At 62.4% G+C, this 20,913-nt stretch carries 16 protein-coding genes; 9 read left to right on the top strand and 7 right to left on the bottom strand.

Translation table 11 applies throughout. The annotated features are described in order from the left end of the window. Positions 1 to 7: 7 nt before the first annotated feature. The 7 genes from SINAR_RS0103120 to SINAR_RS0103090 form a co-directional block, all read right to left on the bottom strand. Positions 8 to 715, bottom strand: a complete 708-nt coding sequence (locus SINAR_RS0103120) for a hypothetical protein (RefSeq protein WP_027997694.1) — start codon at positions 713 to 715, stop codon at positions 8 to 10. Between the two features lie 11 nt (positions 716 to 726). After that, positions 727 to 1,989 carry a glycosyltransferase family 4 protein gene (locus tag SINAR_RS0103115; RefSeq protein WP_027997693.1) on the bottom strand — a complete coding sequence of 421 codons (1,263 nt, stop codon included), beginning with the start codon at positions 1,987 to 1,989 and terminating at the stop codon, positions 727 to 729. After that, positions 1,986 to 2,831 carry a class I SAM-dependent methyltransferase gene (locus SINAR_RS0103110; RefSeq protein WP_027997692.1) on the bottom strand — a complete coding sequence of 282 codons (846 nt, stop codon included), beginning with the start codon at positions 2,829 to 2,831 and terminating at the stop codon, positions 1,986 to 1,988. The genes SINAR_RS0103115 and SINAR_RS0103110 overlap by 4 nt, the downstream gene beginning before the upstream one ends. After that, on the bottom strand, positions 2,828 to 5,074 hold the full coding sequence (locus SINAR_RS0103105) for a glycosyltransferase family 2 protein (protein ID WP_027997691.1): 2,247 nt from the start codon (positions 5,072 to 5,074) through the stop codon (positions 2,828 to 2,830). The genes SINAR_RS0103110 and SINAR_RS0103105 overlap by 4 nt, the downstream gene beginning before the upstream one ends. Positions 5,075 to 5,197: 123 nt before the next feature. Continuing rightward, positions 5,198 to 5,857: a calcium-binding protein gene (locus SINAR_RS0103100; RefSeq protein WP_027997690.1), complete on the bottom strand. Its 660-nt coding sequence runs from the start codon at positions 5,855 to 5,857 to the stop codon at positions 5,198 to 5,200. 275 nt (positions 5,858 to 6,132) lie between these two features. Further along, positions 6,133 to 7,554 (bottom strand): HlyD family type I secretion periplasmic adaptor subunit, encoded by a 1,422-nt coding sequence (locus tag SINAR_RS0103095; protein WP_027997689.1) that lies wholly within the window; start codon positions 7,552 to 7,554, stop codon positions 6,133 to 6,135. Beyond that, entirely contained in the window at positions 7,551 to 9,320 is a 1,770-nt protein-coding gene (locus tag SINAR_RS0103090) for a type I secretion system permease/ATPase (protein WP_027997688.1), read from the bottom strand. Before SINAR_RS0103090 ends, SINAR_RS0103095 begins: the two co-directional genes overlap by 4 nt. 211 nt (positions 9,321 to 9,531) lie before the next feature. Here SINAR_RS0103090 and SINAR_RS0103085 point away from each other — a divergent pair, with 211 nt between their 5' ends. From SINAR_RS0103085 to rfbC, 9 genes are all read left to right on the top strand, one after another. After that, the gene (locus SINAR_RS0103085; protein ID WP_027997687.1) at positions 9,532 to 10,104 is read left to right on the top strand and encodes a MarR family transcriptional regulator; all 573 of its coding nucleotides are present in this window, start codon (positions 9,532 to 9,534) and stop codon (positions 10,102 to 10,104) included. Positions 10,105 to 10,226: 122 nt separating this feature from the next. After that, complete coding sequence (locus tag SINAR_RS0103080; RefSeq protein WP_027997686.1) at positions 10,227 to 11,480, top strand: glycosyltransferase family 4 protein; 1,254 nt, start codon at positions 10,227 to 10,229, stop codon at positions 11,478 to 11,480. A gap of 183 nt (positions 11,481 to 11,663) precedes the next feature. Further along, positions 11,664 to 13,136 (top strand): DUF6212 domain-containing protein, encoded by a 1,473-nt coding sequence (locus SINAR_RS0103075; protein WP_027997685.1) that lies wholly within the window; start codon positions 11,664 to 11,666, stop codon positions 13,134 to 13,136. Continuing rightward, entirely contained in the window at positions 13,123 to 15,804 is a 2,682-nt protein-coding gene (locus SINAR_RS0103070) for a glycosyltransferase (protein WP_027997684.1), read from the top strand. The genes SINAR_RS0103075 and SINAR_RS0103070 overlap by 14 nt, the downstream gene beginning before the upstream one ends. 34 nt (positions 15,805 to 15,838) lie before the next feature. After that, on the top strand, positions 15,839 to 17,017 hold the full coding sequence (locus SINAR_RS0103065; protein WP_027997683.1) for a polysaccharide pyruvyl transferase family protein: 1,179 nt from the start codon (positions 15,839 to 15,841) through the stop codon (positions 17,015 to 17,017). A gap of 39 nt (positions 17,018 to 17,056) precedes the next feature. After that, complete coding sequence (locus tag SINAR_RS0103060; RefSeq protein ID WP_027997682.1) at positions 17,057 to 18,229, top strand: polysaccharide pyruvyl transferase family protein; 1,173 nt, start codon at positions 17,057 to 17,059, stop codon at positions 18,227 to 18,229. Between the two features lie 127 nt (positions 18,230 to 18,356). Continuing rightward, positions 18,357 to 19,448, top strand: a complete 1,092-nt coding sequence (locus SINAR_RS0103055) for a hypothetical protein (RefSeq protein WP_027997681.1) — start codon at positions 18,357 to 18,359, stop codon at positions 19,446 to 19,448. Positions 19,449 to 19,470: 22 nt separating this feature from the next. Beyond that, positions 19,471 to 20,352: a glucose-1-phosphate thymidylyltransferase RfbA gene (gene rfbA, locus SINAR_RS0103050; RefSeq protein WP_027997680.1), complete on the top strand. Its 882-nt coding sequence runs from the start codon at positions 19,471 to 19,473 to the stop codon at positions 20,350 to 20,352. Next, positions 20,345 to 20,908, top strand: coding sequence for a dTDP-4-dehydrorhamnose 3,5-epimerase (gene rfbC, locus SINAR_RS0103045; RefSeq protein ID WP_027997679.1), 564 nt, complete (start codon positions 20,345 to 20,347; stop codon positions 20,906 to 20,908). The genes rfbA and rfbC overlap by 8 nt, the downstream gene beginning before the upstream one ends. The last annotated feature ends 5 nt before the right edge of the window (positions 20,909 to 20,913 follow it).

Genomic DNA, 20,913 nt, shown 5'->3' with positions numbered 1-20,913 from the left:
CGTCCTCTTATGCACCGGCGAAAAGCGAGAGGGCGGCGCCGGCGGCAAAGCCCACGAGAACGAAAAGCAGGAGCAGCAGCGGTTTCAGCTCCCCGTTCGACCGTTTCTGCAAGGCGCCGAGATTCTTCTCCATCGCTGCAACCACGCCATCGAGCCGCATCAAATGAACATCGAGGTCATTGAGGCGCTGCCCGATTTCGGCGGCGGCCGCAGGTCCCACGGTCCCGCCTTCGCTCCCGTCGTCGGTATGCGTGCGCTGGAGAGATCGCTGTGAGACCTGCAATTGGCGCTGTGCCGCCATGAGGACGTCGAGCTTATCGAGAACTTTGGCGAGCGGTGCGGCGATGAGGGCTTCGGCTGCCTGCTCGTCCGGCCGCGGAACGCGCAGTTTCTGCTCCGTGCCGCGCCCGTCCAGGGCCGTTACCGTCAGATCGGCGGCGCGCGAGGCTGCCGCGTCGGGAAGCGCGATTTCAAAGGCATGGCTGCCGTCGCCGATGCCGTTGCGCTTGAGATCGGGGCGATTGCGGTCGGCGGCCGCCTCGGCAATGACGCTGCCGTCAAGGTACACGCGGATGGTGAGACGCTTGTCGGGTGCTGCCGGATCGAACGCCCAGCCGAAGATTCGCCCCTGGTCGATTGCGTCGACCCGGCCGCTCATCGGCTTCGTATTGTCCTGCTCAGATGCGGCATTTGATTTCTCGGCAACAGCAGCCATCGATTCCCCCTTTATGCCGCTTCGATACGTGACGGCTTGATCGCTTCGATCAACTCGAGGTAGCGTCGGGCGGTGGTGTCGATGCTCTCGGGCGCCCGAGCGTTTGCGGAAAGCCGGCGCGCCAGACCTCCGTCTTCCGCGAGACGGCGCATGGCAGCGGCCAGCGCCCGCGGGTCGTTGGGCGCAACGGTGAGGCCGTTCACGCCATCCTCGATCGCCTCGGCCATGCCCCCTATGTTGCTGGCTATGACCGGCCGCCCGAGGGCCTGCGCTTCCTGGATGACAAGCGGGGCATTTTCCCACCAGATCGAAGGTACAATTGTGCAGTCCACCGCAGCCACGAGATCCGCCACGTCTTCGCGCCGGTAGGCGCCGCGCTGCTGCACGGTCGGCGCCGTTTCCCGGAAAAGGCGCGTGATCTCGTCCACGAAGCTCTCGCTCTGGAAGGGCGCTCCGCCGTGGACGCGCAGTTCGAAGGTCAGCCCCTCGGCAATGAGCTGTCGCGCCGCCTCCAGCAATACGGGGACGCCTTTCCAGGGGTTGAGATTGCCGAAGTAGCCGAAGATCGGACGATCCGAGCCGGGCCCTCGGGCTGCGGCCGGTGGGTTGCGAGGCGGCAGCCCGTTGGGGATGACGCTGATTGCGTCTTCCGCCAGCCCCCATTCGACGAAGCGCTGCTTGAGGAATCGGCTTGGCGACACGAACCGGTCCACGTCGCTCAGGAGGGCCTTCAGGTGGCGTTCGCGCAATGCGAACCGGTCGAGCGCTATGTCCTTGAAGCAGGCATGGCACCTGTCGGGGCTTGCCATATGGCAAAGTTCCTTGCCGCTCGTCCTCACCATCAGCCCGTCGTGGTGACAGATCGGATAATAGTCGTGCAGCGTCATGACGATCCGGCAGTGCGGCAGAGTACGGCGAACGATATGCGGAAACTCCGCGCCGAGCAGAAGCAGGTGATGGATATGGACGACGTCGGGCCTGAAGTCGCGCAACAGCTCCGCGAGATCCGGCACGATGCCGTAGAGATCGATCTGGCTCATGAAGAAGCGGTCGAAGTGCCCGGACCACAACAGCAACTCGTCTCCTGCGGGACCGACACCCTGAAAGCTGGTGCCCGGCCGCGCTTGGCGGTGGATCTGGTTTGTCGCGCCGAGGAAAAGCGCTTCGCAGCCGGCGCGCTTATAGGCTGCGAACAGGTCGTGGGCGAAGATCTCCGTACCTCCGGGGTGGAGAGCCGGATGGTTATGAGCTGCAACCAGAACGCGCATGCTCACGCACCGCCTCCCCGACGTTCGGCGACGAAGATGTCCTGATAGTGCTCCGCTTCCTTTCCGCGCCAGGCGCCGAGCGCCTTCAGGCTTGTTGTGAGACCGGCCCGGTCGAGTGCGGCGTCGAGAAAGCCGTCGTCGAAACCGACGGCGGCGAGACGCGGCAGGTCGGGGACGTACCAGCACGGCCCGTCGCCGTCGCGCGAAAATCCAAGGCGTGCGTCGCGCCGGCCGTTCTCGTTCGCCGCCGCGACGCGGTCGACGACGAAAGCGGTCATGAAGAGGCGGCCGCCCGGCTTCAGAAGCCTTCCCACCTCTCGCAGATAGACCAGGACTTCGTCCGGCGGCAGATGCGTCACGATCGACGTCATGACCACGAAGTCGAAATGACCGTCGGCATAGGGCAGTTTCAATGCGTTGCCGCTGATCTTGCCGCTCGGATTATAGAGTTCATGGGCAATATCGACGCGCTGGAATGTGAAATTCGGATAGGCCGGAGTGATGAAGCGGCGGCACCAGGCGATGCCGCCCTCCACAGGGTCTATTCCGCTGTAGCGCCCCTTCTCGAAATCCAGATACTGCGTGAGCGGGACAGCCATTCGGCCGATGCCGGAGCCGATGTCGAGAACGCGGCTTTCCGGACGCAGCCCCCCCAGCCGGACGAAATGGCCCAGAAATTCAACGCCCACCGCCCTGAAATCGCCGTCGCCGACGAAGACGCTGTCGGGATTGGGCTCGGGGAGAAAGCGGTTTCGAAGAATGCTCCCCAGCAGGGTTTCCACGCGCTCGTCGCGAGGGGGCAGTTCCGTGGGTGCAGTGTTTTCCTGGCGCAGTGCGGTCTCGCTCATGCGGCGGTCCTCGCTGCCGTACCGATCCCGAAGGTAGCCGTCAGGTGGTCCGGATCGCCGAGATCGGCCTTCATCAGCTCGCCAATGTCGTCATTCCAGCGTTCGGTGTGCAGCCACGAGTTGTACTGGCTGGCGACTCCGCGCATATAATCTTCGCTGCGGCGGATCGAGCGGCGCTCGAAATGATAGAGACACGCCGACGGCTCGTAGACGATGTCATAGCCGCACCGGCGGATCTTCAGGCACAAGTCGCTGTCCTCGTAGTCGCCGATCACATAATCCTCCGTATATCCGTCCACGAGCTCGTAGGTGTCCCGCCGCGTGACCAGGCACGCACCGGTGATGCCGGGAACGCTGCGTGCAAGCTGAGCCGGCGCATAGTCCCCAGGCATGCCCTTGTGGAAATGGTGGTTGAGCCATATGCCGCGCTGGTCGCGTGCGAAATACAGTCCCGCGTGCTGGAGCGATCCGTCCTCGAAGATCAGCTTCGGACCGATGGCTCCGAGCCGCTTCTGTTCGATCAGCGGCAGCGCCAGCCTCTGCAGCCAACCTGGTGCCGATGGGACCACGTCGGAGTTCAGCATGACGATGACCGAGCCACGTGCGAAGCGCGCGCCGGCATTGCAGGCCCGCGCATAGCCGCCGTTGCGGTTCATCACCACGAGCTTCATCGGCAGTCCGTGGAGGAGATGCAGACCGCCAAGCAGATGCTCGGTCTCGTCCTGAATCTCCGGTGAATCCAGGACATAGATGATCTCCGCATTGTTCGCGAGCCAGCGGTCGGTTGCCATGCCGGAGAGCTGGAACCGGAGGAAATCGAGAACGCGGTAAAGCGGTACGACGATCGAGACCAGGGGCGCCCTTTCGGGCAGGTCGTAGTCCTTGGTGTAGTCGACCTTGGTGGCCTTGCCCAGCCGCTGCTCGACGTCCTGCAGCGCGGGGGCAAGGATCGTCCGGAAGGCCTGGTCGACTGCGTGCTGCGGGGGGACTGCCCGCAGGATGCAGTTGCGCTGTGCGGAAGCCTCGAACGGTTGCGGCTTCGGCACGAGCGGTCTCGCGGTGCCGGAGGCGAGCCGCATCTGGAAACGCGGCTGGAGCAGGGCACCGGGCGCGTCATTCGACGGCAGCCAGGCCACGAAGCCGGTCACGTCGGCCCGCGCGTTGTCGTCCTCCCCGCGTGCCCATGCGGGAAATTCGTACCAGTTGCAGTCGAGCGGTACGGCCGTACCGTCTTCTTTCAGGTAGTCGATGCCGGCGAGAGTGCCTGTCGGATCATGGGACCAGCCGCCAGCAAGCAGGCCGCCAGAAACCGCCAATGCGAGATCCACCTCCGCCGAAGGATGCATTGCGGACCTGCCGATCCGTCTAGGGGGGAGCGGGGTCCGAAGCTGGAGGTCAACGGCGGTCGCAAGCCCGCCCTCCGGCGTAGTCGAGAGCCAGCGAACGACGAACTCGTGCAGTCCCGGCGTTGCGCCCCGTTCTGCCCACCAGGTCTGGAGGTTGGGGTACTGGGGTTTGACGGAAGAGAGATCGCGTAGCGCGATGCCCCTCTTTCCGACGAGCACGAAGGACTGAGGGTATTTGGGAGACTCGACGACGAAGTGGCAGGGACGAAGCTTGTCCCTCTGGGCGCCGATCACTGCTTGCGACGCCATCGGCAGGATGGCGTCGGTCCCAAGGGCATAGACGGCGCTGATCTCACCGAAATCAGGGCTTATCGCGGTCTCGACCAGGTATTGGCCCTGTGTGATCGGACATACGATTTTGGCGGGTCGCGGCCGCGACGTCAGCGCGTGAAGTGCGTCCTCGACCAGACAGATGAAGAGCGGGTCGCGGGACAGGCGGAAAGCGCTCCGCCAGGCGGTGAGAAGATTGTTCAGGAACTTGACGCAGCCCTCCGGCGCGAGTTCGGCAAACAGCGCCTCCACATCGAGCGGCGGAAGTTCGCCGACGGGGGGCAGGACGACCGTCTGAACACAGTCGCGGTCGATGGAAATCTGTCCGCGGCGGCGCTCGCCTTCCGGCCGCATGGCCCAAAGCACACGCTGGCCGCCGTCGGCGAGCGGCAGGATCGTGCTGACGAGCGGGACCGGTTGCTCGGGCATGACAAGGGTGTGTTTGGCGGCGGCAGGCGGCCTGGCGCGAACGTTCCAGATCAAGACGGCTACTTCGGAGCCGAGCCGAAAAGCCCTGGCGTCCTCGAAAAAACCGCTGGCGCCCCGCATACGGTCGTCAAACGTCACACGCCACTCCTCTGCTATTGGAAAGGCGCGCCCCGCGGGAGGAGGCAGGGCGCACCGTTTGAAGTCAGGGGCGGGATGAGGAAAGCCGTCTGCGGTGTTCTACCCGCATCCCGCGTCAGCCTATCAGTGAACGGTGAAGTAGTTTTCGGGGTGCGCCTGTATGTCCTCGGCGTCGGCATTGACCAGCGTCAGCGTGTCGCCGTGGCCGAGGTCGATGACGACATTGCCGCCGACCTGGGTGATGCGCGAAGCGAGATCCTCGGGTGCGGTGATGTCGAGGCCATTGATGCCCTTGGATATCTGAAGGACGTCCTCGCCGGGAGTGAAGTCGAGGATGACGTCGTTGCCGCCGCCGCCGTCGAACACGAAAATGTCGCTGCCCTGACCGCCGACAAGAAGGTCGGAACCGGAGCCGCCGTCGATGATGTCGTTGCCGGCACCGCCGAAGAGCACGTCATTGCCTCTGCCTCCGAGGAGGAAGTCGCTGCCTGCGCCCCCAAGGAGAATGTCGTTGCCGTTGTCGCCATAGATGAGGTCGTCACCCGATCCGCCGACCAGGATGTCGTCACCGTTTTCGCCATGGAGCACATCGGTGCCTTCGCCGCCGAACACGGTGTCGTTTCCGTTGCCGCCGAACAGCAAATCATCACCTTCGTCACCGAAGATAGTGTCGTTCCCATTGCCTCCGTTGACGAAATCATCACCCCCGTGGGCGCGGATGAAATCGTCAAAGCGGGAGCCAAACAGGGCGTCGTCGTATGCGCCGCCTTCCAAAGTGGCCATCTGCTACTCCTCTTCGTCGTTTGATGCATGCATCATCGGCGCGGAGCCGAGGATTTGCGTGCCGGAGTGTGCACTGCAATAATTACGAACGCAACACGGTTTTATAAAATAAATCGACGATATGCTGATGTAATCGCAGTGTCGAAGACATATCGTCCGACATGTGCCAATATTGGTACAGTATAATTTTAGGAGTAATTCTTATAGAATTGCCAGCAAAGAGATTCAAAATTTAAAGTAAATTTGAAACGGTGGCGACATCCTCCATCCTTCCGTCAATCTTCTCGAAACGCGCGGTTGAAACTGTCCGAGACGGGAGAAACAAGGTAATCGATCGCCGAACGTGGTTTGTGCACGATCAACACCTCGGCGGGCATGCCGGGATAGAGCCGGATGTCCGGATTGGCGGCAAGCGATTCTGGCTCGACCTCCGCCCGCGCGACGAAATAGGCGACGTTCGACTTCTCATCCACGGATTGGTCGGCCGCGATATAGGTGACCTTGCCGTTCAAAGGCAGATGCGAGCGCTGGCTGTAGGCCGTCAGGCGTATCTGTGTGCTTGAGCCGATCGCTATGCTGTCGATGTCGCGCGTGCTGACATGCATCTCCACGAGCAGCGGTTCGTCTTCCGGAACGATGTCGAGGAGCGGCTGCCCGGGGGTGACGGCGCTGCCTGGCGTGCGCAGTTGAATATTGGCGACGATGCCTGCCTGGGGCGCTCGGATCTCGAGGCGGCGCAGCACGTCCTCGGCGGAGGTAATCCGCTGCTCGACTTCCGCGAGCTCGAGGCGCGCCGTGGTGATCTCTCCGGCGATCTCCGACTGGAAGTCTGATTCGATCCCAGTGAGCGCAAGCTCGGCGCCGGCCATTGCTTTTTCCGCCTGGGCCTTGTCGCCGGCGAGTTCGCCACGGGTCGCGGCGAGTTCGCTGAGGCGCGCGTCGATTTCGATGAGCTTCGAGCGCTGAGCGAAGGCCTTGTCGACGAGGGTCGCTATAGCCGTCCGCTGCTCGTTCATCAACTCGATCTGCCGGTCGGTCGCCCGAAGTTGGGCCACGAGCGATTTGGCCCTTTCCGAATGTTCCTCGATGGTCTTGCGCTGGATTGCGATCCGCCCATTCTTGGCCTCGCTCCGCTTCTCGAAAAATGCGGTTTCGGCCGTTACCGCATCCGCGGCCGCATCGCCCGCAGAGAAAAGATCGGCCGGAAAGGCGACCGACTGCATGCCGGCTCGTTCGGCCCGCAGCCGGGCCAGTTTTGCAATCAGGCCAAGACGGCGACTCTGCAGCGCCTGCAGGTCGGAGCGGGCACGGGTGTCCTCGAGCTTCATCAGCGGCTGGCCGGGTGCGACGTGGTCTCCCTCCTGAACCAGGATGCGGCTGAGCACGCCGCCTTCGAAGTGACTGACCGTCTTGCGCTTGGAATCGACGACGATCGTACCGCTGGTGACCGAGGCACTGCTGAGCTCCGTCGAAAAGGCCCAGCCGAAGAAGCCGCCGAATGCGACCAGGATCGTTGTCAGTCCGGCCACGACGAGACGCCGGATCGGCGAACGCGTGTTGTCCTCCAGGAGGTCTGGCTCCGTCATTGCCGCAGGCACGCGTGCCGGCGCGGTCATCGGCAGGCGTTGCTCCGGGCTTTCAGTCTTGACGGGCGCCTTGAGATCGAGGCGAGCCGGCAGGATCGTTTCGTTTTTCATGAGGCAGTACCTTCGCGTCGTGTTTCGCCAGGCATCATCGACGCCACTACATCCGTTCGCGGGCCGAACTGGTTTACGCGCCCGCCTTCGAGCACGAGCAGTTTATCGGCCACCTGCATGATGGCGGGCCGGTGCGCGATCAGGACGACAATCGCCCCGTCGTCGCGCGCCGCATCGATCGCGCGGATAAGTGCACGCTCGCCGATGGCATCGAGATTGGCATTGGGTTCATCGAGGACGATCAGGCGCGGACGGCCATAAAGGCAGCGCGCGAGGGCAATGCGCTGCCGTTGCCCGCCGGAAAGGGTCAGCTGTCCTTCGCCGACCGGCGTGTCATAACCGAGCGGCAGCCGCCCGATCATGTCGTGGACTTCGGCCAGTCGCGCAGCCTCGAGCACCTTATACGGGTCGCTTTCGGCCATACGGGCGATATTCTCGCGGATGGTCCCTTCGAGGAGAGAAACCGACTGCGGCAGGTAGCCCGCCACCTGGCCAAAGGAGCTGCGCTCCCAGAGATACACGTTGTTGCCGTCCAGGAAGACGCCGCCGGCAGTGGGCTTCAGAATGCCGACCAGAAGCCGCGCCAGCGTGGATTTTCCCGCGGCGGATGGGCCGACAATACCCAGCACTTCGCCGGGCGAGAGTGAGAAACTGACGCCCTTGATGATGGGTACGTCTATGCCGGGTGCCGCGTAGACGAGCTTGTCGATCACCAGATCCCCTTCGGAGCGCGGCGTCGGCATGGTCTGACGAACCGCGAGATCCTCCTTCAGCGCCGCTTCGACCCGGCGCCAGCTTGCAATAGCCAGCACCCATTGCCGCCAGTTCTCGATGACGGAATCGAACGGCAGCAGAAGGCGGCCGACCAGAATGGTCGTGGCCATCATCGCGCCCGGTGAGATTTCCTGTCTCATTACGAGGAGGGCGCCGGTTCCCAGCGACGCCACCTGGATGGCAAAGCGCAGCGATCGGGTGATCGACGCCATCGCCCGGCTTCTGATTCCGCTGGCCTCCAGCACGCTTAGCGCGTGCAACTGAGCTGAGCGCCACTTTTGCGAGAGCGCCGGCAGCATTCCCATCGCTTCGATTGCCTCGGCGTGACGTAATGTCGCACCTATTTTCGAGACTGCCTCAATATTAGCCTGGCTTGCCTCTTTCATGAGCTGGCGCGTCAGCAGGTCGTTGAGAAGCCCGCAGCAGACGAGCACGACGACGGAAACCGCACCGATCAATCCGAAGAGGGGATGCAGGAGAAAAAGAACGCCGAGAAAAATGGGCGACCAGGCTGCATCGAGGGGGGCGCTAACCGCCGACGAAGTGAGGAAGCCGCGTAGCTCGGTGAGGTCGCGCAGCGACTGCGTCGCCCGCGCAAGTCCCTGATCGGCCGACGCCTGGACGGCGGCGGTCAGAACCGGCAGGTTCAGCCAGCGGACGACGGCGCTGCCCATGGCCTGGAAAGTGAGGGCGCGGATGTAGTCGAGCACACCCAGGACGACCAGCGCTCCGAGAGCGAGAATCGTCAGCATGACGAGCGTGTCCATGCTCTGGCTGTTCAACACTCTGTCATGCACCTGCATCATATACAGCGGCATGGTGAGCTGCAGGAGGTTGATGCAGGCGCTGAGCAGAGCTGCATAAAGAAGCGTCACGACGAACACCCGCCGCGCCCGCAGGACGAGCAGCTTCGGGGCGATCGTACCGTTTTGGGACGGTGCCGGCCGGGTGGAGGCCTTGCTAATCAACTGATTTCGAACAGTATCACGCATGTGGCGTTCTTCCGGATAGCGCATTCGCGGGTCTCATGGGGCAATCTCGTCCAAATTCACTCAAATCACAGTATTGTTGCGATAAGTGTGACACAATAAAGATCGCGTGCTCAAGAGCGAGAGCAATTTTCGGGGCAGGGGTGTCATGAATTTACTTCGAGTTTTGAAGTAAATTTCCGGAATTGGAAGTACGTTCCCAATGGAGAGAGGGATGAACCAGAGGATACTCTATCCGTTTGCAGACTTTGGAAACACTGTTGCAGTCCTTCCCGCGAATGAAACGCTGCGGAAAGGCCTCGATACCCCTGAAGGCGATCAGGACGGAGAAGGTTCGCTCGTCACCTATTTCGAGCTGGCCCGGGTCATGGAGCGCGCAAGCCGGCGGTTTTCCGGCCTGTTGCGCACGGAGCTGACCAAGCTCGGCGTCGACGACATTGGTCCGGCGCAGGCGATGGTTCTTCTGGCCATCGGCGATGCCGAGCTTTCCGTGGGGGAGCTTCTGGACCGCGGTCATTATGTGGGATCGAACATCTCCTATTATCTCAAACAGCTTGCCGACGGCGACTATATCGACCGGATCGCCTCACAGCGCGACAAGCGGTCGGCCCGCATCAGGCTGTCGGAAAAAGGCAGGCGGCTCTGCGTCGGTCTGCGTGAAGCGGCGAAAGGCTATGAACGTGCCCTCAGTCATGGCGAACAGGACCGGCGAAATCTGGAGACAGCGTTCCAGACCTTGCATCGTCTCGAACTCGTTTGGGGTAATGCCGCCCGATTCGGCATCTGATTGTCCCGGGCGCGTCCAGCCGGGCGCGCTTCCTCCAACCTTTTGAAAGCAAGCACTTTCGAACGGAAGACCGTCACGCGCTTTTCTTGAAAGTGCTCCGACCTCTCCTTGGCAATTGGCTTATGAGCATGCATGTAGCATTCGTACACCGCCGTGGGTTCGGCCAGTTCGCAGCCCTGGCAAGGCATCTGGCTGAGGCGGGGAACGAGGTAACCCTCGTAACGGAGTCCGTTGATCAGCGCATAGCTTCCGTGCGGGTCGTCCGGCATCGGGCGGAACCCGGTCCGCAGCCGAATCCGCACGTTGCACGCCATCTTGGCGTTCCCGACCATCATGTGCGGATCGGCCACAGAGTTGCGGAGACCTTCGAGGCCATGGCGCGTCTTGGTCAAGCGCCCGACGTCGTTCTCGGTCATATTGGCTGGGGCAGCATGATGTTCGTGAAAGATGTCCTGCCGCACGTGCCGGCACTCGGCTATTGCGAGTTCTTCTATCGGCCGGAAGGGGCGGATGTCGGCTTTGCGCCGGATGATCGCCCCGATTTGGAGACGCGCAAACGCTTACGTCTCCGCAACATCGCGCAGCTCCTGTCGCTCGAGGCGATGGACGGCGGCATCAGTCCGACCAATTGGCAGAAGGGCCTTTATCCGACAGATGTGCAGCAGCGTATCGCCGTTTGTCATGAGGGGGTCGACAGCCGCCGCCTTCGCCCCGACCCTGCGGCTTCGTTGAAGCTGCCGGACGGGCGCGTACTCAAAGCCGGGGATCCGGTTATCACTTTCGTCGCACGCGACCTCGAGCCCTATCGGGGGTTTCCCCAGGCGTTGGAGGCTGCAGCGAAGGTCATCCGGCGGCACCCGGATGCACTCTTCGTATTCGTCGGAGGCGACGGTGTGAGTTACGGGGCGCCGCCCCCCGGCGGAGGATCGTGGAAAGACCATCTGCTTGCGTCTCTGGACGTTCCGCGCGAGAGACTCATTTTTCCGGGCGTCGTGCCGCATTCCGTGCTGCGCCAGCTCTTTCAGATCTCCGCGGCGCATCTCTACCTCACATATCCATTCGTGCTTTCCTGGTCGGTGCTGGAGGCAATGGCCTGCGGCGCTCTTGTCATCGGATCGGATACTGCACCCGTTCGGGAAATCATCCGCTCGGGCCGTAACGGCCTTCTTGTCCCGTTCTTTGAAACCGAAGCGCTCGCCGAGGCGATTCTCGACGTATTGAAGCGTCCGGGCGACTTTCGGGGGCTGCGCGCAGCCTCACGCAGAACGGTCGAGCAAAGGTTCCGGCTGGACGACTGCCTCGCGCGACAGTTGACGCTGATCGGAAATGTCACCGGAAAAAATGCTGCGCTAGCGAAAGATTTGCAGTTTGTCTGAATATTGCTTCAATTTTTGAAGTATAAATAGCCGGCAAAACCCCAAGAATCTATTGTTGTGCACTGCGGAATCCATCGATATGGTCCCCTTATATGAGGTTCTGGGGCGCGAATATTTCCGAACTCTCAGGTTACATCTTCTGGATAAATCGATTTATTCTGGGGTTTCTGCGTGCAAGAGTTGATGTCTTCTAACGTGAGGCAGTCGCCGGCGAAGCGAAGGCTGGTCGTGGCATCCGGTCGGGACCGGGACGATGTCGAAGGGAGCGGCATCGAGCACCTGGTCCATTTTCTGGAGCCGGATGCGGGGTCGCGGTTTCCGCTGCAGAATGCTTTTCCTCTGATCGCACTTGCATTTTCGGATCAGGGGGAGAGCGATTTGAAAGAGGGGCTTGCGTCGATCCAGGCACTTGGCACGATCCCCGAAATACCGATTCAGCGGATCGACGCGGCCGGCAGGGCGGAGAGCCTGGCGCTCGTTCGGTCGCTGGTGGAGGGCGGAGTAGGGCGGCTCTCCCGCTTCACCGCCTCGATCACCGCCGAGCTCGCCATTCTGCGACGCGAGCGGGAAACGCTGCTCGAGAATTACCGTGCGCTCGAAGATGCCTTTCAGGCGCGCAACTGGGAGCCGGTCGCGGAGATATTCGCTCACGATCCCTATGCCGACCCGAAGGACGAGGGCATCGGGCAGCTCCTCGCAACGGGCTGCGTGGAACAGCTTCTGCCGGTCTCCAGTCTTGGGGTGGCGGGGGTCGCGCTGCATTTCCATTCCGTGCCGAGGGACGCCGGCGAGCTGGTCGTCATGCTGGGTTATGTCGAAAACGGCGAGGGGGTGGCCGAGTGGACGGTGCCCTATGCGCAGCTCGCCGCCGACTGGAACTTCTTCGCCCTGCCGCGCGCCTGCGGCGGCGCGGCGAGAACGCTGCGGCTCAGGATCTCTACGACCGGTACGGAGACCGTAGGGCTCTCGCTCGGCTATCCGATTGCGAGCGAGCGCTATACCGCCCGCTCGGAAACTCCGCACCCCGATCTCGACCTCCGGCCCTTGGCCTTCCGGGTCTTTACGGGTCTGCCCGGCGTCAAGCCGACGCGCATGCCGAACATGATCGCTCCGACCGCCTTGCTCGAAGGTCATTTCATCGAGGACTATCGCTTGGCGGCCGAGCTGTTGAGCCAGATCGTCGACGTGTCCGTCACGCCCGTCGTTCCCGAATTCCAGACCGTACGTTTCCTCGAACACGAGAACGCCGTCGTCTGCCATCCGCTGCCGAGCGGAATCTCCGCCGGGACGATCGGCCGTGCGGTGGAACCCGGCACCATCTCCTTCTCCGCGAGCGCGATCATCGATCACCCGAAGGGCGCACCCGCGGCGGTGAGTTTCCTGCTCGCTCCGGCGAACTCCAATGCGCGCTCGGAGGTCGCGGAACTTGCCCGCAAGGGCGCTGCCAAGCCCTCGGCCTTCTTCAGCGGCTGGCGCGAGGTTACTGCCGAACAGGCGGTCAATGTCAACTTTCAACTGGACAAGCCCGTGCGCGAGCCGATGGATCTCATGATCCTGAGCCGTGCGGTGACGGATACGGTCGATTTTTCGTGGCTCAAAGTCTCCGACTTCCGGTTGGTAAAGCAGTCCGCAGGGGCGTCCAATGTCCGGCAGTAAGGAAAACTCGGACCTGATCGTTGTGGCGATGCCGCTCTACGGCCATGCAGCCCTCGTCCTGGAAGCGATCGAGTCCGTGCTCGCCTCCAGGATTACCGAGTGCCGGGTGGCAGTGGTGGTTTCCGTCGATGGTGATCCGCGACAGGAGACATTCGACCAATTGCTGCTCTATGCGGCGGCCCAGCCGGCGGTGCATGTGCTTTTCGGAGCAAATGCAGGGCCGGGCGGGGCGCGCAACCGCGCCATCGATTACGTGCTTGCGAACATGCCGGAAGCCGAGGCCGTCTATTTCCTCGATGCCGACAATCGGGTGCTGGCCGGAACCATCGAGACTCTCTACCGGCAGTTGCGCTCCAGCGGCTGCGGCTGGATCTACACCAATATCGACACTTTCTCGGTCAGCTGGCGGGCCCATTACGGAAATCGCTATTCGCGGCTCCTGCACTGCATCACCGACAATATCTGCGATACCGGATCCATGATCTCGCTCGACGTATTCCGGGCGGGGGTTCGCTTCAACGACGACAGGCAGAACGGCTTCGAAGATTGGGAATTCTGGCTGTCCTGCATCGAGCACGGCTTCGTCGGCGCGCCATGCCACGATACGACCTTCGAATACCGGCTAAGGGCAGAAAGCCGCTTCAAGGAAGCGAATCGCGACCGTGCTGCCTCGGTGAGCTTTCTTAGAAAGCGCCACCGAGCGCTTTTCCAGCGCCCCATGCTCGTCGATTTCGAGCACGAGGACTGCCCGCGTTACCTCTTTGCGCGGACGGAAGATGCCGCCATTTCCTTCTTTACGGACCCGACCAAACCACCGAAGCGGCTCCGCCTCGACGACATCATTCCGGCCTTCTGGGCGAGCATCGGCGAGCCGGACAACGTGCATTTTCCGCCCTACCTGATCGCTGGAAGCGGCGCAACGCTCGACCTGCTGCTGCGATCCCGGATGCTGCCGAACGTGCTGTCCCATCTGGAGCGCTTGAGCGAAAAGGCCAATGTCGTCTTCGTTCAGCTCGGCAACGATGCGGCGCAGCGCAAGATCGAGCCGGTTTTCCTGGAGGCGGGCGCCCAGCATCTCGCGCCAGCCGACCTGATCTTTCTTTCCACTTCGCTCGTGCGCGACGTCATCCATAACAAGGCTCTGGACTGGTTCGCCTCCATCGGCAATCAGCAGGTATGGCCGACATCGGCAATTCTAAAGGTGCGCTTCCCCTTTCCGAGAAGCCTGCCGCGCCGTTCACTCATTACGCCCCAGCAGGTGATGATCAACTGCGTCAATGCCATTGCGACAAGCCCGTTGCGGCGAACCGCCGGCAAACGCTGGACCTGGCGCCCGGCACGGCTCGTTCCCTATTCCGACCTTCACAAGGCGCTTCGCCACGAGATCGGCGGCTCACCGGTCCTGCCGCTCGGGCATGGCGATGGGACGAAGAAAACCGCTGCGCTTCTCGTTCCGAACGCATCCTTCGGCGGCGCCGAGAAAGTCGTATATGCGGCCTCGCGCGAGCTGAAGGCCGCGGGCTACGAGACCCATCTCTTCGTGCTCGGCACATCCCGGATGGACGTGATCGACGAGTTCGACCAGAGCTTTGACTATATTCACTTCTGGGATGGAGGCATTCCTGCCTGGGGCGGCTCCGGCTCGTTCGTCGGGCAGGATTTCATTGCCGAGGGCCACGACGTGGATTGGGCCGCGCTCAAAGGCCAGCTTTCCGGCTTCGACCTCGTTATCAACAATCACGTCATGGCGGTGCACCCGCTCATCGCGCGATTGCGCTCGGAAGGGACGCGCACGGCCTGCTACCTCCACGTCGTCGACAATACCGCCTTCAAAAGGCCTGCCGGCCAGCCCTTCGCCGCGATCGCCCACGAGCATTGCTATGACGCATTCCTCACCTGCTCGGAGCAGCTCAAGATCTACCTGCACAGCTTCGGCGTTCCCCATGAAAAGATCTTTGCCGTTCCGAATGGCGCGAGCTTTTCCGTGCCGCCCAAGGTCCTTTCGGAGGTGCTCTCGATCAGGCGGATCGAACGCCGGGACGACCGGCTCCGGGTGCTCTACATGGGCCGGCTCGATCAACAGAAGGGGATCGATCGCCTGGCCGCGGCGTTCGCCGAATTGCGGGCCTCGCGCGTGCCCTTCGATGCCCGGGCGATCGGCGGGGAAATCCTCGCGGATGCTGCCATATCCTGGACGGATCGTCTGAGGGATCTCGGAGTCGAGGTGCGCCCGCCAGTCTTTGCGAGCAAGGATCTGATCAAGGCACTCGGCTGGGCCGATGTCCTCCTGATGCCGTCGCGCTGGGAGGGTGCGCCCTTGATGATCGCCGAGGCGCAGCAACTTGGCTGCGTCCCGATCGCGACCGCGGTCGGTGCCGTCGACGAGCTGATAACCGATGGCGAGGACGGCATTCTGATCGATGCCGCTGCCGATCCCCAGGTCGTGCGGGATATGGCGAAGGCGATCGAGGAGGTCGCCCATAACCGTCAACTGCTCGCGCCGCTCATGGAGGGATGCCTCAGAACGGCGGCTCGCCGATCATGGTCGTCCTCCTTTTCCGAGTTCCTCGGCTGGTGCGACCGCTCTGTGAACAATTCATCGCTTTCGCGCGCCACGGTCATCCGCGGGCGCGAGGCATCCAATCCCGGAGTAGCGGCCGTGGGCTGAGGCCCCGCCGGTTTCAAGAAGAAGGGTCGATTGCATGCGTCCACGAATCCTCGTGACGGGAATTCCTGGTCATTACACGCGCCTCGCTAACGGTGCCCAGGGATTATCCGTCTCCTATTCGGAGCGGCAGAAACAGCCCGAGACGAAGGAGGAGTTTCTTCAGGAGCTTCGTAATATCAGCAATACGGGAAATTACCTGATCGGCGAGGGGGCGTTGCGCGCGATTGCGCCGCATGCCAAGCAGGTACCGTTCTGGCACCTCTATAATTGCAGTCAGAACGGCGTCGGGCTCGACGAGTTCAACGCCAATTTCGACATCTGCGTCTTCACCTGCGCGAACCTTCTGCGCAAGGGCCTTTCTGCGGATGCCGAAGCGGAAGTGCTGGGCAAGCTGAAGATGCCGATCGTCATGCTCGGCATCGGCCTGCAGAACCGGAGAGACCTCGAAAACAGCCTTCCCGAGGGCACGAAGCGGCTTCTGGACGTCCTGAAGGAGCGCGAGCACTATTTCCTGACGCGTGGATTCGAGACGGCGGGCTTCCTCAAGGACCAAGGGTTCTCTTACGTTCAACCGACCGGCTGCCCCTCCATCTATCTGATGCCGCACAATATGCGCGCATCGCTGAAGAAGTTACCCAATGTGCCGGTCGGCAAGGCGCGGACCATCTTTTCCGGCTATCTCGGTGCCAACCACGATTGCATCGTCGACGCAGCGGCGCTGGCGCCCGAGGGCTCGCGTCCCCAATATGTCGTCCAGGACGAATTCCTCCACTTCGACATGAATGTGGAACCGAATGGCGACGGGCGCGTCTACGACTGCGCCTCCGGGGCCATGCTCGGCGAACTGAACTATCCGGGCACCGAAAGGCTGAAAGCGCCCTTCGACGTTCGGACCTTTTTCGACACCAACCAGTGGCGCGCCTGGGCCTCTTCGATGGACTTCAATTTCGGCCGGCGTTTCCACGGCTCGATCATCGCCATGCAGGCAGCCGTGCCGAGCCTCATGGTGGCGGTGGACGACCGGATGCGCGAGATGCTCGGTTACACGGGTCTGCCGGCGATCGACGCCGCCGAGGTCGACAAAGCGGAAAACCGGGCCGAGTTCGTTGCCGACCACCTGTCCGGTCTCAATGCGTCCGAGCTGGTCGACAGATATTCCGATCGCGAGCGCACCTTCCGCTCGGCCCTTAGGGAGATCGGGATCGGGCAATAATTTCATGGGCATTTGCTGGCTCTAATCTCAGGTGTATCGATGCGTATCTTGCTTACGGGAATCCCGTCCTATCTGCAGCGAACCGTCGCGGGCGTGTCCGGTGCGGAGGTCCGCCATAGGCCCTATTTCGACGAGGTCAGAACCAAGAAGGAGCTGATCGACCAGGTCAGGAAGATCGCCAATACCGGCAACTACCTGATCGGCGAAGGCGCGGCCCATGCGCTGCGCGGGCATGACGTCACCTATCTGCCCTTCTGGCATCTCGTGAACAGCCGGAACTCCGACGACGTCTATGAGCGCCTAAACGAGGAATTCGACATCTGCGTCTTTGCCTCGGCCAATCTCCTGCGCCCCGGCTACTCGGCCGACCTCGAGGCGGAGGTGTTCGAGAAATTGAAGATGCCGGTCGTTATCCTGGGGATCGGCATCCAGCGGAGGGAAGGCCTGAAGGAAAACCTGCCGGCCGGCACGCTCAAATTCCTGGAGGTGCTGAGGAAAAAGGAAAGCTTCTTCCTCACCCGCGGCTATTTTACGGCCGAGTTCCTGAGGGAGCAGGGCATGAAGTTCGTCAAGCCGACAGGCTGCCCGTCGCTCTTCTTCGCACCGGCAGAGATGAAACGCTCGCTCACCGCTCTCGCCAATCCGGATCTCGCCTCCTCCCAGAAGATCGCCTTCGGAGGCTATCTCGGGAGCGTCGCCGACACGATCGTCGACGCCCACGCGCTGCTGAAACCGGAGAGCGTGGCGAGCTATGTCGTCCAGGACGAGGTGGTCGCCTACAATCTTTCCCTCCCCGTCGATGACGACTTGCCGGTCTACGACCGCGCCAGCGGGCGCATCACCGGCCAGACCGCCTACAAGCATTCGGAAAAATGGCAGCGCAAGCACGAACTCCTCGTGTTTTTCGACACCAACCAGTGGCGAAGCTGGGTCTCCACGCGCGATCTCTGCTTCGGCCGTCGCTTTCACGGCTGCATCATCGGCATGCAGGCCGGCGTGCCGTCACTCATGATCGCGGTCGACGACCGGATGCGGGAAATGCTGGAATTCATCGGCTTTCCCTATATGGAGGCGGCGGTCTGGAACCGGGAGCCGGACAGGAAAGCCTATCTTCAGAGCTTCCTTTCCAAGATCGACTCCCAGGCCGTCATCGACCGGTACTCGGCGTGTGAAGCCAACTTCCGCAATGCCCTTGCACATGTCGGGCTCTAGGGCGACCCCAGCAACGATGCGGAGCGGTGTTCCCTCCGGAATTGCTGCGAAACAAACGGTTGGAGCGTTTCTGCGACCCGGAGGAAAGTCGAACTGCTCCAGACGCCGAAGGCCGGGGCCGGGAACGCTGCTCCTTGCCGCGTTGCTGGTCCTTTCCGCTCCCGCTTATGCGGATGCGCCGTCGGCGGTGCGAATTGGGGTCAATCGGATGAATCTCGCCTGGCTGTCCCGGAGCGAGCAGGAGAAGGTGCTGACGGACATCGCCGCAAGCGGGGCGACCGATGTCCGCCTTTCCCTTTCGCGTCCGGTGGACAAGAGCATCGAGGCATTGGCGATCGCCCACCGGCTGGGTTTGCGCATCCTTCTCGAGATTCAGCTGGGCAACAAAAGTTACTATCCGCGGAGCGCAGTTCCGAGAACGGGCCACGGCCGCATCTGGGATGTCCACCGACTATCGGAACTGGATCTCCCCCGGTACCGCAAGGAACTGCACGAAGCGCTGCAGCGCATTGATGCTCTGGGCATTCGTCTGGAGGCGATCGAGCCCGGAAACGAGATAAACTATGCCGGCTACAACGGCGATCTGGCCGTCTATCCGGAGCCGGGCGCCCGGACGCCGCGCAGCATTGCCGAGCTTCGTGATCGGACCCGCTTCGAGCGCGGCCTCGACAACTACGTCGGGGCGCTCGAGATCAGCCGATCGGAGGTGCGCCAGACCGTGCACAGCCGCGACGCAGCCGTCATTTCCGCCGGCCTTTCGGATATGAGCGCCGCGGAGGCCGACAGGCGCGGGATGGAAAGGCTCGATCCTCGCGAATTTGTCGCGCTTCTTCGTGAACGCGGCATCGACGGACTGGTCGATGCCTATGGCATCCACATCTATCCCGGACGGAAAGCCGCGCCAGCCATCGCCGCGCGGGTAAGAAGTCTCCTCGACTTCTGCCAGACCGCCGCATCCGGAAAGTCGTGCTGGGTCACGGAATGGGGCATCGCCAACCTGGCGCGCTCCTGCCCCCTCGACGACCGGTCGCGGGGGGAAGCGATCGGCGCCATGCGCGCGGCCTTCGATGAGCTGGGCGAGGCCGGGCGCCTCAAGGCTGCCTATTATTACGACTGGGATACCGAGCCGTCCTATAGCCTCTGGCGCTGTGACAAGCTCAGTCCCGCCGGCGCCGCGGCAATCGGAGCGGCCGATCGTGCAGGAGCGCAAGCGCGATGATGGCTTCGACCGGAGGGAGCGCATGAAGGGCATCATCCTTGCGGGCGGCCGGGGAACCAGGCTCTACCCGGTGACGATCTCGGTTTCGAAACAATTGCTCCCCGTCCATGACAAGCCGATGATCTATTACCCACTCGGCATGCTCATGCTGGCCGGCATTCGCGAGATACTGGTGATCACCATGCCCAGGGACCGGCCGCTTTTCGAGGAGTTGCTTGGCGACGGCAGTCAGTTCGGCCTGGCCATCTCCTATGCCGAGCAGCCGGAGCCGAACGGGCTGGCCGAGGCTTTCATCATCGGCCGGGACTTCATCGGCAGCAGTGCCGTGGCCCTTATCCTTGGTGACAACATCTTCTACGGCGCCGGTCTGCCGGAGCTGTGCAGCGAGGCCGCGGCCCGGCCGAGCGGTGCCACGATTTTCGCCTATAGAGTGGACGATCCCGAGCGCTACGGCGTCGTCAGTTTCGATGGAAAGACCGGGCGGGCGGAGGCGATCGAGGAGAAACCGGAACGGGCGAGATCGAGCTGGGCCGTCACCGGTCTTTATTTCTATGAAAACAACGTGCTTGACATCGCTTCTTCGATCAAACCTTCAGCACGCGGCGAGTTGGAAATCACCGACGTCAACCGGGCCTATCTGGAGCGCGGCGACCTCCACGTCTGCCGTCTGGGGCGAGGCTATGCCTGGCTCGATACGGGGACGCATGACAGCCTGCACGACGCCGCTTCTTTCGTGCGCACGATCGAGCACCGGCAGGGCGTCAAGATCATGTGCCCCGAGGAGATCGCCTTCGAGCTCGGCTACGTCTCGGCGGACCAAGTGCTCGAGCGTGCCGACCTGCTCGGAAAAAACGACTATGCGATCTATCTGCGGCGGCGCATCAAGGAGCTTGCCGATGCTTGATGTGCGGCCCTTGGGGCTCGATGGCGTGCTTGAGATCGTCCCGCGCAAGTTCGGCGACGAGCGGGGCTTCTTTTCGGAAACCTACAACGCGGAAGTGCTCGGCGCCCACGGCGTGGCACTGACCTTCGTACAGGACAACCATTCCTATTCGGCCGCCGCAGGCACACTGCGCGGCCTGCACTATCAGCTTCCGCCCAAGGCCCAGGCGAAGCTCGTCCGCGTCGTCCGAGGCCGGGTGTTCGATGTCGTGGTCGATATCCGCAAAGGCTCGCCGAGCTTCGCTAAATGGGTCGGTCTCGAACTGTCGGCGGAAAAATGGAATCAGATCCTGGTGCCCGTCGGCTTCGCCCATGGGCTCGTCACCCTCGAGTCGGAAACGGAAGTTCTCTACAAGGTGAGCGAGCATTACAGCGCGGAACACGAGCGCGCGATCCGCTTCGACGACCCTGAGATCGGAATAGGCTGGCCGATGGCCGCCGACCGCTTGCAACTGTCCGCGAAGGACAGGGGCGCACCATTGCTCAACGAATCCAGTCTTTTCGAGTTCACCGCATGAGGGGA

Source organism: Sinorhizobium arboris LMG 14919 (assembly GCF_000427465.1).
GTDB classification, from domain to species: Bacteria; Pseudomonadota; Alphaproteobacteria; order Rhizobiales; family Rhizobiaceae; genus Sinorhizobium; species Sinorhizobium arboris.
This window is presented reverse-complemented; position numbering and strand designations above follow the sequence as displayed.

Coding starts and splice junctions, on each gene's coding strand:
- SINAR_RS0103120 (WP_027997694.1), bottom strand. CDS start 715: ATGGCTGCTGTTGCCGAGAAATCAAATGCCGCATCTGAGCAGGACAAT.
- SINAR_RS0103110 (WP_027997692.1), bottom strand. CDS start 2,831: ATGAGCGAGACCGCACTGCGCCAGGAAAACACTGCACCCACGGAACTG.
- SINAR_RS0103100 (WP_027997690.1), bottom strand. CDS start 5,857: ATGGCCACTTTGGAAGGCGGCGCATACGACGACGCCCTGTTTGGCTCC.
- SINAR_RS0103095 (WP_027997689.1), bottom strand. CDS start 7,554: ATGAAAAACGAAACGATCCTGCCGGCTCGCCTCGATCTCAAGGCGCCC.
- SINAR_RS0103090 (WP_027997688.1), bottom strand. CDS start 9,320: ATGCGTGATACTGTTCGAAATCAGTTGATTAGCAAGGCCTCCACCCGG.
- SINAR_RS0103085 (WP_027997687.1), top strand. CDS start 9,532: ATGAACCAGAGGATACTCTATCCGTTTGCAGACTTTGGAAACACTGTT.
- SINAR_RS0103080 (WP_027997686.1), top strand. CDS start 10,227: ATGAGCATGCATGTAGCATTCGTACACCGCCGTGGGTTCGGCCAGTTC.
- SINAR_RS0103075 (WP_027997685.1), top strand. CDS start 11,664: ATGTCTTCTAACGTGAGGCAGTCGCCGGCGAAGCGAAGGCTGGTCGTG.
- SINAR_RS0103070 (WP_027997684.1), top strand. CDS start 13,123: ATGTCCGGCAGTAAGGAAAACTCGGACCTGATCGTTGTGGCGATGCCG.
- SINAR_RS0103065 (WP_027997683.1), top strand. CDS start 15,839: ATGCGTCCACGAATCCTCGTGACGGGAATTCCTGGTCATTACACGCGC.
- SINAR_RS0103060 (WP_027997682.1), top strand. CDS start 17,057: ATGCGTATCTTGCTTACGGGAATCCCGTCCTATCTGCAGCGAACCGTC.
- rfbA (WP_027997680.1), top strand. CDS start 19,471: ATGAAGGGCATCATCCTTGCGGGCGGCCGGGGAACCAGGCTCTACCCG.
- rfbC (WP_027997679.1), top strand. CDS start 20,345: ATGCTTGATGTGCGGCCCTTGGGGCTCGATGGCGTGCTTGAGATCGTC.